Origin of the sequence: Marinobacter changyiensis (assembly GCF_009193265.1) — a bacterium.
GTDB classification, from domain to species: domain Bacteria; phylum Pseudomonadota; class Gammaproteobacteria; order Pseudomonadales; family Oleiphilaceae; genus Marinobacter; species Marinobacter changyiensis.
In genome coordinates this window covers 388,587-403,437 of record NZ_VZZZ01000002.1, presented here as the reverse complement: position 1 = coordinate 403,437, position 14,851 = coordinate 388,587, and the positions used below count along the sequence as shown (strand labels likewise).

Genomic DNA, 14,851 nt, shown 5'->3' with positions numbered 1-14,851 from the left:
AGGAACTTGTTCTGCAGTTGCACGGAGTAGATGTCATCCGTTTCCTGTTATCACGCCTGTTCAGTCTTCGCCTTCTGGTGGTCGCTCTTGCCGCGTTAGTCTTGTTGGCCAGTGCTGAGCTGCCGGTGCTCTCGATGCTTGATCGCACTCTGTTCGACGGCGTTCAACAAGCCACCGGGCAGGAGTTGGCGACGCCGGCTTTTGGCAGCCAGGTGACAGACAGCGGCTATATCCGACCGATCTGGTTCTCTCACATCATCCAGGGTGCGGTCGTGCTCTGCGTCGGATTTCTGGTGTTTGTTGTGCCAGCCCTCAGTGTGGCCATGTCGGTGGTACTGGTTGTTCTGCTTTCCGGCGGGCTGTTACTGACCCAGGCCGCGCTGATGCTTGACCAGCAGCTATGGCTTCCGCTTGGCCAGGTGGTCGTTTTTCTGGCCGCCGGGTTTGTGATCATGCTGTTCTGGATGCAGCCCTACCGGGAGATTCGAGAGCTCCGGTGTAACGTGCAAGATGCAAGGTTTCAGCTCGGCAAACTGTTATTGGCGCAAGGCAAACCGGATGAGGCGTTGGACGCGCTAGCAGACTGCCCGCCGGATCAGGATACCCTGGCTCTGCAGTACGACATTGCGATTCAGCAGGAACGTAAACGCCAGTATGACCAGGCCCGGAAAACCTATCAGCAGATCCTGGGCAAGAAAAAGCGCTTCCGGGATGTGAAAGAACGGCTGGATGCCATGGACCGGCTGACTTCAGAGTCCCCCACAGCCCTCAGCGTCGGTTTTGATTCTAACCGCACGTTGATCATGCCCGACCAGGCGGTCAGCAAGCCTACCCTTGGCCGCTATGAGATTGACCGTGAGATTGGCCGCGGCGCCATGGGCGTGGTCTATCTGGGCAAGGATCCGAAAATTGCCCGCACCGTGGCGATTAAAACCCTCAGCTACAGCCAGTTCGAACAGACAGAATTGAGTGAACTCAAGGCCAGATTTTACCGGGAAGCAGAAGCTGCAGGCCGGCTTAACCATCCGGCGATTGTCACGGTCTACGATGTGGGCGAAGAAGCCGACCTGGCCTTTATTGCCATGGATTTTGCGCGCGGAAAGCCCCTGAGCGCCTATGGCAAGGCCAGCGGCTTGTTGCCCATCCCGGTGGTGCTGAACGTACTGGCCCAAGTGGCAGATGCCCTGGACTATGCCCACCGCCACAAGATTATTCACCGTGACATCAAACCCGGCAATATTATCTATGACGCCAAGACCGGCAGCCTCAAAATAACCGATTTCGGTATTGCCAAGATCACCGATGATTCCAGAACCCGCACCGGCAGCGTGATGGGCAGCCCTCTATACATGTCGCCAGAGCAGCTGAAAGGCCAGAAAGTAACGGGGGCATCGGATATTTACAGCCTTGGCGTCACTTTGTTTAAACTGGTGTGTGGGGAGACACCCTACACCGGCGACACGCTGGCGAACCTGACTTACCAGATTCTGAACAAACGCCCGCGCAGTGTCCGCGAATTTAACCCTGATGTTCCCGCCGGCGTTGTGCGGGTTATCAACAAGGCGATTCAGAAAGAGCCGGCCAAACGCTTTACCAGTGCTGGCACCATGGCCGAAGCCCTGCGCAAAGCGGTTCCGAGAGAGACCAGCAAGGAGGTAACCGGATGACCATTACAGCTACCGGATTAACCGACATTGGCACCAAACGTGAGAGCAATCAGGACAGCCTGGCCTGGCGCGTTTCCGCTGATGGCCAGCGGGCTCTTGGCATTGTGGCAGACGGCATGGGCGGCTATGAAGGCGGCGAGATTGCCAGTCGTATCGCCGTGGAAACATTACTGGAAAGACTTCAGGACCTGCTGGAGACCGGCGCCCCGGACGATGCCAGCATTCGATACCACATTCAGCAAGGTATTGACCTGGCCAGTAACCGCATTGACGACGCTCGTAAGGGCCAGACCAGACTCAGTAAAATGGGCACCACTGTGGTGGTGGCCTGGCTGCAGGAAAATGCCGCCTGGATCGCCCATCTCGGTGACTCACGCGCTTACCTCTTCCGCAATGGCGAACTCAACCGGAAGACCCGCGATGACACTGTCGCCCAGAATATGGTGGATGATGGTTCCATCAAACCGGAGGAAGTCTCCCGGGTGCCGTTCCGGAACGTGTTGACCCGTGCATTGGGGTCATCAACCGACATTGTCGCCACAGTCACCACTTTTAAGCTTGTTCCGGGCGATCACATTATTCTTTGCTCGGACGGCCTGACCGATGCCCTACCCGACCAGGAATGGCCCACGCTAATGGCTCGGGAAAAGGGTATTGAGGCTCAAGCTCGGGCGCTGTTGGATGCCAGCCTGAAGAATCAGGCGGCGGATAATGTCTCTCTCATTATTATTCAGTTTGTCTAACCCAAGGAGTATGTAATGGCGGTTCTTTCACAACTGGTGGACAACGTTGTGGTCAGCACCATTGAATTGACTGGCCCACTGGTTCAGATCGGACGCCGCGGGGATTGTGACCTTCGCATTGACGAGATCTCCGTCAGTGGCCAGCACGCGCTGATTGAAGTCGAACTGAACGCCTATCTTGAAGGGGCCGTCGACTACTACATCACCGATACCAACAGTACCAACGGAACGTTCATCAACGATGTGCGCCTGTCCGGCAGGCAGCGGCTCAACAGCAACGATATGGTCCGTATCGGATGGAACCTGTTCCGTTTTCTGGACGAGGAAGAAAACAGCCTGGAAAAAACCGCCTATATCCTTGAGGAGTAGCCTATACGCGTCGAACCATAGTGGCGCCGGTCAGCCGGCCCCGTGAAAACCGGGCGTTAACCCACAGCGAGAAGATAATCACAACGCCGCCCAGACTCAGCCTTAGCAGATCGGCGTCCCGGTTCCAGATCAGCAGATTGACCAACAACCCGGCGGGCACCAGGGCATTGTTCATAACCGCCAGGGTACCCGCGTCCACCAGACAAGCGCCCCGGTTCCACAAGAACAGCCCCAGCCCGGATGCCGCCAACCCCAACCAAATCAGCACCCCCCATTGCACCGAAGTGGACGGTACTCGGCTGGCATCGCCGAATATCAGGAAAGATGGCAACGCAATGGCAAGGGCACCGGCATAGAAGTACCCGAAAAACCGGTACAACGGCACATCGGTGGGATAGCGTTTGATGAGGTGTTTATAGCCCACCTGCCCGGCGGCAAACGTAACATTGGCGACCTGCAATAGCAGGAACCCGGTGATAAAATCTGCACTCAACCCATCATAACGGATGATACCCGCGCCCAGGGTAGCCAGGGCGGCAGCCACCAGCGCGATGGGCGAGAAGCGACGGTTCAGCAGATCGTCGATCAGGGTTACATACAACGGCGTGAAAATGGTGAACAGCAACACCTCTGGTACCGAGAGGTAGCTGAATGACCGGTACAGGCAAAGGTAGGTGACACCGAACTGCAACGCCCCGACCACCGTCACGCCGATCTTCAGTTCCTGGCGCACCCCCTGCCAGCGGGTAAAGGGCAGGAACGCCACCCCCGCCAGAACCACCCGGCTGAGCACCGCGAAGTCGCTGTCTACCTGACCGGCCAGAAACACGCCGATCAAACTGAATGAGAATGCCCAGAGAACCGTGACAAAAACCAGAAGTGCCATAACCTACCCCATGTAAACCGGCCGCAGAGTATACGTTATCAACCCCTTAAGCCGTATACTTGAGATTCAACTGGCAAATCCTGGAGACCGCTATTCGTCGCCGTCGGCCCAAAAAGACCCAGTCTTTCACAACGCGCTATGTGACGCCGTTTATCTTCATTTCCCTGATGACGTGGCTGGTGGGTGGCTTTGCCATTGTGGTGCCCGCTCCACCTCTGCGGCAGGACAACGTGTGCGAAATTTTCCGGGAACAACCAACCTGGTATGATCACGCGGCCAGTTCCCGGGATCGCTGGGGTACACCGATTGCCGTTCAGATGGCGTTTGTGCATTACGAGTCGTCTTTTCGCAGCCATATCCGGCCACCTCGCAGCCAACTGTTCGGCTTTATTCCGTGGGTCCGGCCCTCGACCGCCTATGGTTACGCTCAGGCTCTCGACCCGGCCTGGAGCGACTATATGAACGAGGCCGGCAGTGTCTTCGCCACCCGTGATCAGATGAAGCATGCCCTCGATTTTATCGGCTGGTATAACCGCAAAACCCATGAACAACTCGGGATACCGCAGAATAAGCCGGACCACCTCTATTATGCTTATCATGAAGGCCGCACCGGGTACCGTCGCGGCTACCACAAACAAAAACCGGCCCTGCAGAGAATTGCGGCCAACGTCGCAGCCAGGACCACCTCTTATCAATCCCAGCTTGCGTCCTGCGAATCGGAGTTCCGCTGCCGCCAGTTTTATGAATTCGGACCCTTCTGCGGCTAACCGCTGGCTCCGACCTAGTCTGCGAAGAAGCGCTCGATCTGCCTGGCGTGGCTCTGGGCATCCTGATAGCCCAGCTTTATGAGCGCGGTACAGAACCGGTGATCGAACAACAGGTAACTGAACAGGATTGTTCCGGTAAACGTCGTCCACGGTCAGACTGGCCCACAGCTTCTCAAGGTTGCGAAAACCTGGTTTTCAATACTGCGGCAGGGCTGTCTATGAAAATTGCCATCCAGAATCTTGTGGCTCGTTCTCAGCGTTATCATCTCCACGCGAATTCTGTAACATCGTGGAAATCCGAAACCACTGGCGAGCACCAAGCCGGTTCCATTATTGCCAGGGCCCCGGTGCCATGAACAACCTGACTTTTTCCTCCCATTACGCGCGCTCGGTGCTTTACGGGCTGCAGCAAACCGACGTTCCGACCGATGAGTTACTGCTTCTCCGGGGCATTGACCCGGAGGTGATTCGCCAACCCAGGGCGCGGGTGCCCACGGAGCAGTTTATCCGTTTGTTCCGGCTGGTGTGGAGCGCGCTGGATGATGAGTTCATGGGCCGCACCACGCGCCCCTGCAAAGTCGGGCATTTCCACCTGATGGGATCACTGGTTGTTCATTGCGACAATCTGGAAGCGGTGATCCGGCAAAGCATTCGATGCTATCGCCTGTTCTCGGACGACATTCTGATTGAGCTGATTCTGGAAGGTGAGGAAGCCGAGCTGCGCATGACCCATCGACGCCCGGAACTGGACCCGGACAGCTTTCTGGTGGAATGGTTACTACTGGTATGGCACCGGTTAATCGGCTGGCTGATCGGTCGTAAAATCGTGCTCAGTCATGCCACGTTTCAGCATCCGTTACCGGGGCACTTTGACGAATACCGTTTTGTGTTCCCCTGCCGGTGTACCTTTGAGCAGGACCACAACAGCCTGTTTTTCAGCAAGAACTATCTGGCCATGCCGGTTACCCGCAGTCCGGATGAGCTGGATGCCTTCATCCTCAGCTCCCCCCGCAACCTGCTGATCTGGACCGATGATGACGACAGCCTTGCCACCCGGGTCAGACGACTGCTGGAAGAAGCGGATGCGGCGAGCCTACCCAATCTGGACTGGGTAGCAGAACAGCTCCATACAACCACCTATACCCTGGGCCGGAGACTCAAATCCGAGGGCAGCTCCTACCAGAAAATCAAAGACAACCTGCGACGTGACCAGGCCGTGATCATGCTCTCGCGGCAGAATCTCAGCATTACCGAGATCTCAACCCAACTCGGCTTTGCCGAACCCGGCGCATTCTCCCGCGCGTTCAAGCACTGGACCGGCCTCAGCCCCCTGGCCTATCGCAAACAAGACCAGTGAAAGAAACACCCTAACCCGTAGGAGCGGTTTCAACCGCGAATGCCGTGCAGGCCCGCAAAGTGAATCGCGACTGAAGTCGCTCCTACAAGGGCGGCCGAGGCATTCTTGCCTGTAGGAGCGGTTTCAACCGCGAAAGGCTGCGTCAAATCAGCTCAATTGCCACGGCTGTGCCTTCGCCGCCGCCGATGCAGAGTGACGCCACACCGCGCTTGAGACCCCGCTGTTTCAAGGCATTGATTAGAGTGACCAGTATCCGCGAGCCTGACGAACCGATGGGGTGTCCCAGCGCACAAGCGCCACCATGGACATTCACTTTGGTGGCATCCAGCCCGAGCTCCTGAATCGCCAGCAGGGTCACCACGGCGAATGCTTCATTGATCTCGTACAAGTCCACGTCGCTCTGGCTCCAGCCCGCCTTATCGAGCACCTTCTGGATCGCACCGATAGGCGCCAGGGTGAACTCAGCCGGTAACCGGGCATGGGTGGCGTGGGCGACGATGCGTGCTTGCGGCGTCAGCCCTCGGGAAACCGCCGCCGCTTCGGTGGCCAACACCAGGGCTGAACCGCCATCGCTGATAGAGCTCGAATTGGCAGCAGTCACCGTGCCGTCCTTGCTGAACGCCGGTTTTAACTGGGGAATCTTATCGGGCCTGGCATTGCCCGGCTGTTCGTCGGTGTCCACCACCGTTTCACCACCACGACCTGATACCGTGACGGCGGCGATCTCATCGCTGAACCAGCCGCTACGGATGGCCTCCAGGGATTTATTGAGGGAATCGATGGCAAAAGCGTCCATCGCCTCACGGCCAAGGCTGTAGTTGTCAGCCGTACGCTGGGCAAAAACACCCATCAGGCCGCCTTCATAGGCATCTTCCAGGCCATCCAGAAACATCGAATCCATGACCTGACCGTGTCCCATGCGCATACCGCCACGGGCCTTGGGTAACAGGTACGGCGCCTGGCTCATGTTTTCCATACCACCGGCAATCATGATGCGGTTGGTGCCCGCCTTGATCTGATCATGGGCCATGATGACCGCCTGCATACCGGAACCACACATCTTGTTGATGGTAGTACAGCCCGAAGAATCGGGAATACCGGCGGCGCGGGAGGCCTGGCGTGCAGGTGCCTGGCCGAGCCCGGCTGGTAACACACAGCCCATAATCACTTCATCGATATCGGCAGGTGTCAGCCCGGAGCGCTCAATGGCCGCCTTGATTGAAATGGCACCCAGGTCCGGCGAGCGCACCGAGCTCAGGGCGCCCATCAGGCCGCCCATGGGAGTACGGGCAGAACCCGCGATCACTACGTTATTGTCTGACATGATATTACCTCATAGGTTGAATGGCCTGTTCACGCCCGGCCAAGAAGCGAGCGCGCGATGACCTCTTTCATAACCTCGGATGTGCCGCCGTAGATCCGCTGCACCCGGGCATCCATAAAGGCGCGGGATATCGGGTACTCGGTGGTATAACCATAGCCACCGAACAACTGCAGACAGCCGTCGGCGACCCGGCACTGCATTTCGGTGGCGCTGTACTTGGCCATGGACGCCGTTGCCGCATCCAGCTCTCCCCGCTCGTACTCGGCGATGCACTGGTCGATAAACGCCTTGTTAACGCGGTAGTCGGTTTCCATTTCGGCAATCTGGAACCGGGTGTTCTGGAACTGCTTGAGCTTCTGCCCGAACAACACACGCTCATCAACGTAGGTCAGCGTCAGATCCAGCGAGCCCCGGGCGGCGGCCACCCCCAATGCACCGATAACCAGGCGCTCTCTGGGCAACTCGGTCATCAGATACATGAAGCCCTGGCCTTCCTCGCCCAACAACGCGGTGCGGGGAATGCGCAAGTCGGAGAAAAACAGCTCCGAGGTATCGCCACAATGTTGCCCGATCTTGTCCATGTTGCGGCCCCGGCTGTAACCGGGCAGTGACGTGTCCACCAGAAACAGGCTGATGCCCTTGGCGCCGGCCTTGGGATCTGTTTTGGCCGCCACAATGACCATGTCCGCGTGCTGACCATTGGTGATGAAGGTTTTCGAGCCGTTGAGGATGTAGTCATCCCCGTCGGCTACCGCGCTGGTGCGCATGGCCTGCAAATCACTGCCGGCACCGGGCTCGGTCATGGCGATGGCACCGACCGCTTCGCCAGTGGCCATCTTGGGCAACCACTGCTGACGCTGCGCTTCATTGCCGATATGGCTGAGATAGGGCGCGACGATATCCGAGTGCACCATGACGTTAGTGGACAAGGCGCCGAACCCCATGCGCGCAAGCTCTGCACCCACCACCACCGAATACTCGAACGGAACGCCGCAGCCGCCGTACTCTTCCGGCATATCCACGCACAGAAGACCCGCCGCACCCAGAGTCCGCCAGAGTTCCCGGGGCACAATGCCCGCTTTATCCCAGCTCTCGTAATGGGGCGATACTTCGCTCTCGAAGACCTTCACAACCGTGTCCCGGAACAATCCCAGCTCTTCGGCTTCAATCGTCTTCGTCATAGTGTTCTCCAGATTATTCCGATAAAAAACGTATGCGTGCTTTTCACGTCCGCACGAACTATCTCGGCGCCATCCGCAGGGCGCAGTCCAGCCGGATCACTTCGCCGTTGAGAATCGGGTTGCGCACCATCTGATCCACCAGCATGCCGAACTCTTCCGGCTTGCCCAGGCGATGAGGGAACGGCAGGGTTGCTGCCAGGCTGTCCTGCACTTCCTGGGGCATGCCAGCCATCATCGGGGTCATGAACAATCCGGGTGCAATGGTGTTGACCCGAATACCTTCCCGTGCCAGCTCCCGGGCAGCCTGTATGGTCATGGCGACCACGCCGCCCTTGGAGGCACTGTAGGCAATTTGGCCGATCTGCCCTTCGTAGGCCGCCACCGACGCAGTCGAGATAATCACGCCCCGTTCGCCGTCTGCATTCGGCTCCCTCTGAGCCATATCGGCAGCTGCAAGCCGCATGATGTTGAAAGTGCCTACCAGATTGACCTGGATCACCTTGTTGAAGCTCTCAAGCGGCATGACACCCTCGCGCCCCAGAATCTTTGCCGCTGGCGCTATGCCCGCGCAGTTCACTGCGATACCACAGAGGCCATGGGCTTCGCGGGCTTTCGCCACAGCAGCCTCGGCGCTTTCAGCAGAGGACACGTCGCAATGTACAAAAATACCGCCGATGTCCCGGGCAACGGCTTCGCCCTGCTCTTGCTGGACATCGAATATCGCTACCTTGCAGCCGGCTGCGGCCAGTGCCCGGGCCGAACCTTCACCCAGGCCAGAAGCACCACCAGTCACTATCGCGGCAACGTCTTTGAATTCCATACTGTTCTCCTTTTGATTAACAGAAGCCTGATCGGTAACCCCTCAAAGGCCCCGGTCAGTCAATTATAAAAGCGGTTAACAATAGTGTGGCCCAGTGTGAGCTCTGACGCCATGACATAAACAGGCAGGAAATTTGTTAAAAACTGCCATCAGTTGAAGGCGGCAGATGATGGCGGCGGGCTTCCACTGGCATGTTAGCAAGCTGGCGTTCCACCAGCGCATCCATCCCGCACTGCAACGGGCCAAGGTCCAGCTCGGGGTGGGTCAGCTGTAACAGGTGACGAATAGCTTCTGCGGTAGCGAGGCTGTCTTCTCGTGGCGCTTTACGAACCCGGTACACTGACGACGGCGGAACCTTGAAATGATAGCTGGGCAACGCCTGCAGCCACGGATTGCTGAGCCATATCCGGTTGGCCTTACGCCAGGTACCGTCGATCACCAACCATTCCCGGACGCCAGAAATATCGGCGGTCTCCAACGGCTCACTTTCAGGCGAAGGGAACAGCACAGCCAGTCCACCTTGCCGGGCCCGTTTGCTGACCTCGTCGAAATCATCGGGACTTTCTCCTACCTCCACGCGCATTCCTGGCAGGCAAGCGCTGGCAACTCTTAATGTGCCCTTGCTATGCCCTGTTTCGCTGGGATGCTGAAGTGCCCACAGCTTTGGGGCCCCGGCAATTGGCTCACAGCTGTCGCATACGCAAATTCGTCGATGAACCCTGCATTGAGGGCACAAACCCTGGCGCATAAGAACGATCCAGATGGTTAATGACTATCAGATTAACGGGCAGCCGCAGCGGCAAAGTTTTCAAGCGCACCCGACACCTTGCCTAATACTTCATCACAGCCTGCAATATCGTGGCGCTCTGCCAGGTAACCGGGATCGTTATAGGCCAGCCACACGTCGCCCGCTTCGTCCTCCCAGACCAGCATTTTCTGGGGCAAATCGATGGCGACACTCTGGCTGCATTGCATCAGAGGCGTGCCTACTTTCGGATTACCGAAGATAACCACTTCCGTTGGCCGTAATTCAAGACCCACCTTTTTTGCACCTTCCCCGTGGTTAATACGTTCAAACACCGTCATGCCCTTGTCTTCAAGAACCGACACCAGACGATCCCCGGTCTCTGACACGCTGTGCTGGCTTTGCGTCACAACGAGGCCGTTATCTGCAAAGGCATTGGGCGCCACAAAAAGCATCACGATTACGAACAAATGGGATACACGCATAGGATTCTCCTGAAAGAGTGGATGGTTAAAAAGTCTCTACGACAGAATGAGCCAAAAAATCGTTAAACCAACCAAACAATACTATTTTTAAAGGAGTTGGTCGCCAAACAGGGAGGGTTTGCGATGCAACTGACTTATATCGAGTTACCACAGAGTTATCGAAACGATGAATCGGCAGAAACCCTATGTCTCGCTGGGCGTTCTTATAGCGCTGGCAATCACCCTCAGTATGGCGATTCTCACGCTGGTCCTTGTGACCCAAGGCTACCGAGGCATGTCTTCCAGTCTCGTTTCCGCCGCCGATGAAGCGGCCAAACGTCTTCCGGTTTCAATCAACGATCGTATAAAAGCCATTACTGAGCGCCCTAACGGCGCCTTGAGGATTCTCAGTTACGATTCCCTGGCAAGGGCCGAGAACCTGGAAGAACGACTGATCCGGTTACCGGTGGCGGCAGAGGTGCTGCAGTCCAGCAACATCATCAGCGCTGTATATGTCGGTTACCCCAACGGCGAATTCTTCTTGCTCAGGGAGTTGGAAAGCGATGAGTTGAAGGATACATTTTCGGCTCCGGGCGGAACACACATGCTTCTGCAAACCCTCACCCTCGGTGACGATAACCGCATGAGTGGTGAATGGTTCTTCTATGACAACAAGCTTAACCAGCTTGAGAGGCGGGCCACGCCGGGCTATGATTTTGACCCTCGCACCCGCCCCTGGTTTGAGCAAGCCCGTCAGTCCGGCGAAACCGAAGTGACCGAACCCTATGTGTTTTTTACCACCGGCGAGATCGGTATCACCCTCGCCCGACAAGCCGAGAATGGAACAGCCGTCGTCGGAATCGACGCAACCCTGGAAGAATTGAGCGCCCAACTCAGCGACCTCCGCCTGACACCAGGCACTGAAATCGCAATCATCGACAGCAAAAATACCGTTGTCGCCTACCCGCACGCAGAAAAACTGGTGGTGAATACCCGCAAAATCGACACCAAACTTGCCCAGCTGTGGGAGTTGAACCGCCCGGCCCTTGACTTCATGGCCCAGCAGCCGGAATTTCAGGAAAGCCGTCGTTTTAACGCTGACGGTCAGGATTGGTTCGGTGTCGCTGCGCCCCTGATCGGGTTGCAATCCGATGAGCTTCGTTTACTGGTTGCCGTACCGGCCGATGAATTGCTGGCCGATGCCTGGCTGGTACTCAAACAGCAAATGACTGTGGCCGCCATTATTACCCTGTTCCTGCTTGCACTTGGCTGGGCCCTGGGCCAACGGATAGGCAAACCGCTGGACGTGCTTGCCAGGCAGGTCAGCGCCCTCGCCCGCTTCAATTTCCGGCAGCACGTCGGTGTGCACTCGCGCATTCGGGAGGCTCATAAACTGGGCAACGCCCTGAGCAGCATGTCCAACACCATCCGTGGTTTCCAGACCCTGGCATTGACGATGAACCGTGAACCCCAGCTCGACACCATGCTCAACAACGTTGTTGAGCAGTTGTTAAGAATTGTCGGTCAGCGCAGCGGGGTAATCTATCTCTATGATGCTCATCTCCAGGCCATGAACCGGGCAGCGAGCTATCCCATTGCAGACACGGTTGCTTTCATCGATAGCGTGGATGCAGCAGCCCCGGATTCAACTCTGCGAAAACGGATCAAAGCCAGTGTGCCGGGGCCGTCGATCTGCTCCATTCTCAGGAATCGAAAAGGAGAACTCGTCGGAACACTGATCATCAAACTGGAATCGGACACTGACCGAATTGGTGAAGACCTTTCGGCGTTTGTTGAAGAAGTCTCCGGCGCCGCTGCTGTCGCCATTGAGACCCGGCAGTTGATCAACGCCCAGAAAGCTCTGTTGGATGGCGTTATCCACCTGGTAGCAGACGCCATCGACGCAAAATCCCCTTACACCAGCGGCCACTGCGAACGGGTACCCAAACTTGCCAAAATGCTGGTCGACAAAGCAATCGAGCAAGAGCAAGGCCCGTTCAGAGACTTCGCAATGTCTGAAGCGGAAGCTTACGAGTTCCATATTGCGGCCTGGCTCCACGATTGCGGCAAGATCACCAGCCCGGAACACGTGGTCGACAAAGCCACCAAACTGGAAACCATCTACAACCGGATCCACGAAATCCGTATGCGGTTTGAAGTCCTTCACCGGGATGCGGATATCCGTTATCTGAAGGCTTGTCTACAGGGCGAAAATGCAGACGCTGCCGATCAGGCCCGGCAGGCAGAGCAAACAAAGTTGACCGACGATTTTGAATTCATCGCCCGCACCAACATCGGCGGGGAATTCCTTTCGGACGACGATATTCTGCGTATCCGCAACGTAGCGGATCGAACCTGGGTTCGTCATTTCAATGACCGGCTGGGTATTTCCCGGGACGAAGAGGAACGTTACAGGGGTTCTCCCGAGTCCCGGCTACCTGCGGCAGAGTGGCTGCTGGACGATCGACATAATCATCTGGTGCCCTGGGGCGATCGCACACCACCGGTTACCCGTGGCGATCCGCGCAACCGCTGGGGCTTTGACATGGTGCTGCCACCCGTTGCCTACAACTTCGGCGAAATCCATAACCTGAGTATCCGCCGCGGCACCCTGACCGAGGAAGAGCGTTTCAAGATCAACGAACACATCGTGCAGACCATCTGCCTGCTGGAAGATCTGCCTTTGCCCATGAATCTGTCACGAATACCCCGGTTGGCGGGCACCCACCACGAACGCATGGATGGCGCCGGCTACCCCAGATGCCTCGCAGGAACCGAATTGACCGTGCCGGAAAAAGCCATGGTGGTGGCAGATGTGTTCGAAGCACTGACGGCGGTTGACCGGCCCTACAAGGAAGGCAAAACCCTGTCCGAAGCGCTTGCCATACTCGCCCGCATGACCCGGGAAGGTCACGTCGACAAGGAAACCTTCGAACTGTTCGTTCTCAGTGGTGTTTATCGCGACTACGGCAAGCAGTTCCTGAAGGATAACCAACTCGACGAGGTGGACGAGCATGCGTTGATAGCAGAGGCATTAGCGGAAAGCGCACCAGACCAGTGATCTGCGGTCTTATAGCGCACCAATATAGGGCCAAACTATCTTCCAGCAGAGGTATCGACAAGGAATCATGGACCACTCACGGCACGCAACCTCCCCAACAGCGAGCCTTCTGTAGATTTGGCATCGTGTTTGCTCAGGATTCGATGAGGAATCAAATGGCCTGTGGCCATGGGCCAGCTTGATGCAGGCCAGGACTCAGACAATGAACACCAATAGACCGCTAGGGTTCCGGTCAGCCACAAGCTGACGCCTGGTCCGAGAGCGGTCGACCTTCCTTGCAAGGTTACACGGCGGGACAAAAGCCCGGGAGGACGATCAAAGGCGAACTCGCCATTTGATTCCTCTTCTACCGTTCGCAAAGGAGGTCCACCATGACCCGCACGCTTTACACAACTCTGCTTCTGCTTTGCACGCTCGCTTTTGCCCCCGTCACCTTGGCGAAAGACTCCTTTAACGTCTGTTGGTCCATCTACGTTGGCTGGATGCCCTGGGGCTATGGCGAAGATGCCGGCATCGTGAAGAAATGGGCCGACAAGTACGACATCGAAATCAATGTGGTACAAATCAATGACTACATCGAATCCATCAATCAGTACACCGCAGGCCAGTACGATGGCTGCGTAATGACCAACATGGACGCGCTGACCATCCCCGCCGCCGGTGGCGTTGATTCCACCGCACTGATCGTGGGTGACTTCTCTGACGGCAATGATGGCGTCGTGTTGAAAGGTGAGAGCGAGCTCAGCGCCATCGAAGGGCAGCGCGTAAACCTCGTAGAGTTGTCCGTTTCCCATTACATGTTGGCCCGGGGTCTTGAAACCGTCGGTCTGAGCGAGCGTGACCTTACCGTGGTAAATACCTCCGATGCCGATCTGGTCTCTGCATACAGCAGCAGTGATGTGACTGCGGTCGCGACCTGGAACCCGCTGTTGAGCGAAATCCTGAAAACCCCGGACAGCAACCTGGTATTCGACTCCTCCCAGATTCCGGGTGAAATCATTGACCTGATGATCGTCAATACCGAAGTCCTGGAGGCTAACCCCAAGCTGGGTAAAGCCCTCACCGGAGCCTGGTACGAAATCATGGACAGGATGCAGGGCGACAGTGACGAAGCCAAGGCTGTTCGCACCGCTCTGGCTGACGCTTCCGGCACCGACCTGGCAGGCTACGAAAGCCAGCTTGCCAGCACCCGCATGTTCTATGACGCCAAAGATGCCGTTGCCTTCGTCAACAGCCCGGAACTGCAAGACACCATGCAGAAAGTCGCCGAATTCTCCTTCCAGCACGGCCTGCTGGGTGAAGGCGCCCCGGACGCCGGCTTTATCGGTGTCGAAACCCCGGCCGGCACCTATGGCAACAGCGGCAACATCAAACTCCGCTTTATCCCGGACTACATGCAAATGGCCGCTGACGGCGAGCTTTAACAGCTGCCTGAAAGGTCTAGAAACGCACGAGCTGGCCTGAAAT

General features: G+C 57.0%; 13 protein-coding genes and 1 riboswitch. Of the genes, 7 read left to right on the top strand and 6 right to left on the bottom strand.

The features are described 5' to 3' along the window. The first annotated feature begins 17 nt into the window (after positions 1-17). From F6Y09_RS07640 to F6Y09_RS07630, 3 genes are read left to right on the top strand one after another with little or no spacing between them, the layout of a single operon-like run. Positions 18-1,667 carry a serine/threonine-protein kinase gene (locus F6Y09_RS07640; RefSeq protein WP_246180392.1) on the top strand — a complete coding sequence of 550 codons (1,650 nt, stop codon included), beginning with the start codon at positions 18-20 and terminating at the stop codon, positions 1,665-1,667. After that, complete coding sequence (locus F6Y09_RS07635; protein WP_152206320.1) at positions 1,664-2,410, top strand: PP2C family protein-serine/threonine phosphatase; 747 nt, start codon at positions 1,664-1,666, stop codon at positions 2,408-2,410. The genes F6Y09_RS07640 and F6Y09_RS07635 overlap by 4 nt, the downstream gene beginning before the upstream one ends. Before the next feature lie 15 nt (positions 2,411-2,425). Then, positions 2,426-2,779 carry an FHA domain-containing protein gene (locus F6Y09_RS07630; RefSeq protein WP_152206319.1) on the top strand — a complete coding sequence of 118 codons (354 nt, stop codon included), beginning with the start codon at positions 2,426-2,428 and terminating at the stop codon, positions 2,777-2,779. Between the two features lies 1 nt (position 2,780). On the opposite strand, the gene F6Y09_RS07625 is transcribed toward F6Y09_RS07630, so the two are convergent. Next, on the bottom strand, positions 2,781-3,665 hold the full coding sequence (locus tag F6Y09_RS07625) for a carboxylate/amino acid/amine transporter (RefSeq protein WP_152206318.1): 885 nt from the start codon (positions 3,663-3,665) through the stop codon (positions 2,781-2,783). A 59-nt stretch (positions 3,666-3,724) separates the two neighbouring features. On the opposite strand from F6Y09_RS07625, the gene F6Y09_RS07620 reads away from it, so the two are divergent. Together F6Y09_RS07620 and F6Y09_RS07615 are read left to right on the top strand one after the other, a co-directional pair. After that, positions 3,725-4,432: a transglycosylase SLT domain-containing protein gene (locus tag F6Y09_RS07620; RefSeq protein WP_246180390.1), complete on the top strand. Its 708-nt coding sequence runs from the start codon at positions 3,725-3,727 to the stop codon at positions 4,430-4,432. A 352-nt stretch (positions 4,433-4,784) separates the two neighbouring features. Next, on the top strand, positions 4,785-5,789 hold the full coding sequence (locus F6Y09_RS07615) for an AraC family transcriptional regulator (protein ID WP_152206317.1): 1,005 nt from the start codon (positions 4,785-4,787) through the stop codon (positions 5,787-5,789). A gap of 142 nt (positions 5,790-5,931) precedes the next feature. Here the strand turns inward: F6Y09_RS07615 and F6Y09_RS07610 are convergent, their stop codons facing one another. The 5 genes from F6Y09_RS07610 to F6Y09_RS07590 all read right to left on the bottom strand — a co-directional run bounded on the left by F6Y09_RS07610 (position 5,932) and on the right by F6Y09_RS07590 (position 10,344). Beyond that, the gene (locus F6Y09_RS07610) at positions 5,932-7,113 is read right to left on the bottom strand and encodes a thiolase family protein (protein ID WP_152206316.1); all 1,182 of its coding nucleotides are present in this window, start codon (positions 7,111-7,113) and stop codon (positions 5,932-5,934) included. 29 nt (positions 7,114-7,142) lie between these two features. Further along, a complete protein-coding gene (locus tag F6Y09_RS07605) occupies positions 7,143-8,294 on the bottom strand; it encodes an acyl-CoA dehydrogenase family protein (RefSeq protein ID WP_152206315.1) in 1,152 nt (383 codons plus the stop codon). Positions 8,295-8,352: 58 nt separating this feature from the next. After that, on the bottom strand, positions 8,353-9,114 hold the full coding sequence (locus tag F6Y09_RS07600; protein ID WP_152206314.1) for an SDR family NAD(P)-dependent oxidoreductase: 762 nt from the start codon (positions 9,112-9,114) through the stop codon (positions 8,353-8,355). Positions 9,115-9,250: 136 nt separating this feature from the next. Continuing rightward, a complete protein-coding gene (locus tag F6Y09_RS07595) occupies positions 9,251-9,862 on the bottom strand; it encodes a tRNA-uridine aminocarboxypropyltransferase (RefSeq protein WP_152206313.1) in 612 nt (203 codons plus the stop codon). A gap of 32 nt (positions 9,863-9,894) precedes the next feature. After that, a complete protein-coding gene (locus tag F6Y09_RS07590) occupies positions 9,895-10,344 on the bottom strand; it encodes a DUF302 domain-containing protein (protein ID WP_152206312.1) in 450 nt (149 codons plus the stop codon). A gap of 166 nt (positions 10,345-10,510) precedes the next feature. On the opposite strand from F6Y09_RS07590, the gene F6Y09_RS07585 reads away from it, so the two are divergent. Further along, positions 10,511-13,384 carry an HD domain-containing phosphohydrolase gene (locus F6Y09_RS07585; protein WP_246180388.1) on the top strand — a complete coding sequence of 958 codons (2,874 nt, stop codon included), beginning with the start codon at positions 10,511-10,513 and terminating at the stop codon, positions 13,382-13,384. A 209-nt stretch (positions 13,385-13,593) separates the two neighbouring features. Beyond that, a riboswitch (guanidine-I (ykkC/yxkD leader) is annotated at positions 13,594-13,696 on the top strand. A gap of 59 nt (positions 13,697-13,755) precedes the next feature. Next, a complete protein-coding gene (locus F6Y09_RS07580) occupies positions 13,756-14,808 on the top strand; it encodes a putative urea ABC transporter substrate-binding protein (RefSeq protein ID WP_152206311.1) in 1,053 nt (350 codons plus the stop codon). Positions 14,809-14,851 lie beyond the last annotated feature (43 nt).

What these genes read in the sequence shown, in the direction of transcription:
- F6Y09_RS07635 (WP_152206320.1), top strand. Translation starts at nt 1,664, where the DNA reads ATGACCATTACAGCTACCGGATTAACCGACATTGGCACCAAACGTGAG.
- F6Y09_RS07630 (WP_152206319.1), top strand. Translation starts at nt 2,426, where the DNA reads ATGGCGGTTCTTTCACAACTGGTGGACAACGTTGTGGTCAGCACCATT.
- F6Y09_RS07625 (WP_152206318.1), bottom strand. Translation starts at nt 3,665, where the DNA reads ATGGCACTTCTGGTTTTTGTCACGGTTCTCTGGGCATTCTCATTCAGT.
- F6Y09_RS07615 (WP_152206317.1), top strand. Translation starts at nt 4,785, where the DNA reads ATGAACAACCTGACTTTTTCCTCCCATTACGCGCGCTCGGTGCTTTAC.
- F6Y09_RS07610 (WP_152206316.1), bottom strand. Translation starts at nt 7,113, where the DNA reads ATGTCAGACAATAACGTAGTGATCGCGGGTTCTGCCCGTACTCCCATG.
- F6Y09_RS07605 (WP_152206315.1), bottom strand. Translation starts at nt 8,294, where the DNA reads ATGACGAAGACGATTGAAGCCGAAGAGCTGGGATTGTTCCGGGACACG.
- F6Y09_RS07600 (WP_152206314.1), bottom strand. Translation starts at nt 9,114, where the DNA reads ATGGAATTCAAAGACGTTGCCGCGATAGTGACTGGTGGTGCTTCTGGC.
- F6Y09_RS07595 (WP_152206313.1), bottom strand. Translation starts at nt 9,862, where the DNA reads ATGCGCCAGGGTTTGTGCCCTCAATGCAGGGTTCATCGACGAATTTGC.
- F6Y09_RS07590 (WP_152206312.1), bottom strand. Translation starts at nt 10,344, where the DNA reads ATGCGTGTATCCCATTTGTTCGTAATCGTGATGCTTTTTGTGGCGCCC.
- F6Y09_RS07585 (WP_246180388.1), top strand. Translation starts at nt 10,511, where the DNA reads ATGAATCGGCAGAAACCCTATGTCTCGCTGGGCGTTCTTATAGCGCTG.
- F6Y09_RS07580 (WP_152206311.1), top strand. Translation starts at nt 13,756, where the DNA reads ATGACCCGCACGCTTTACACAACTCTGCTTCTGCTTTGCACGCTCGCT.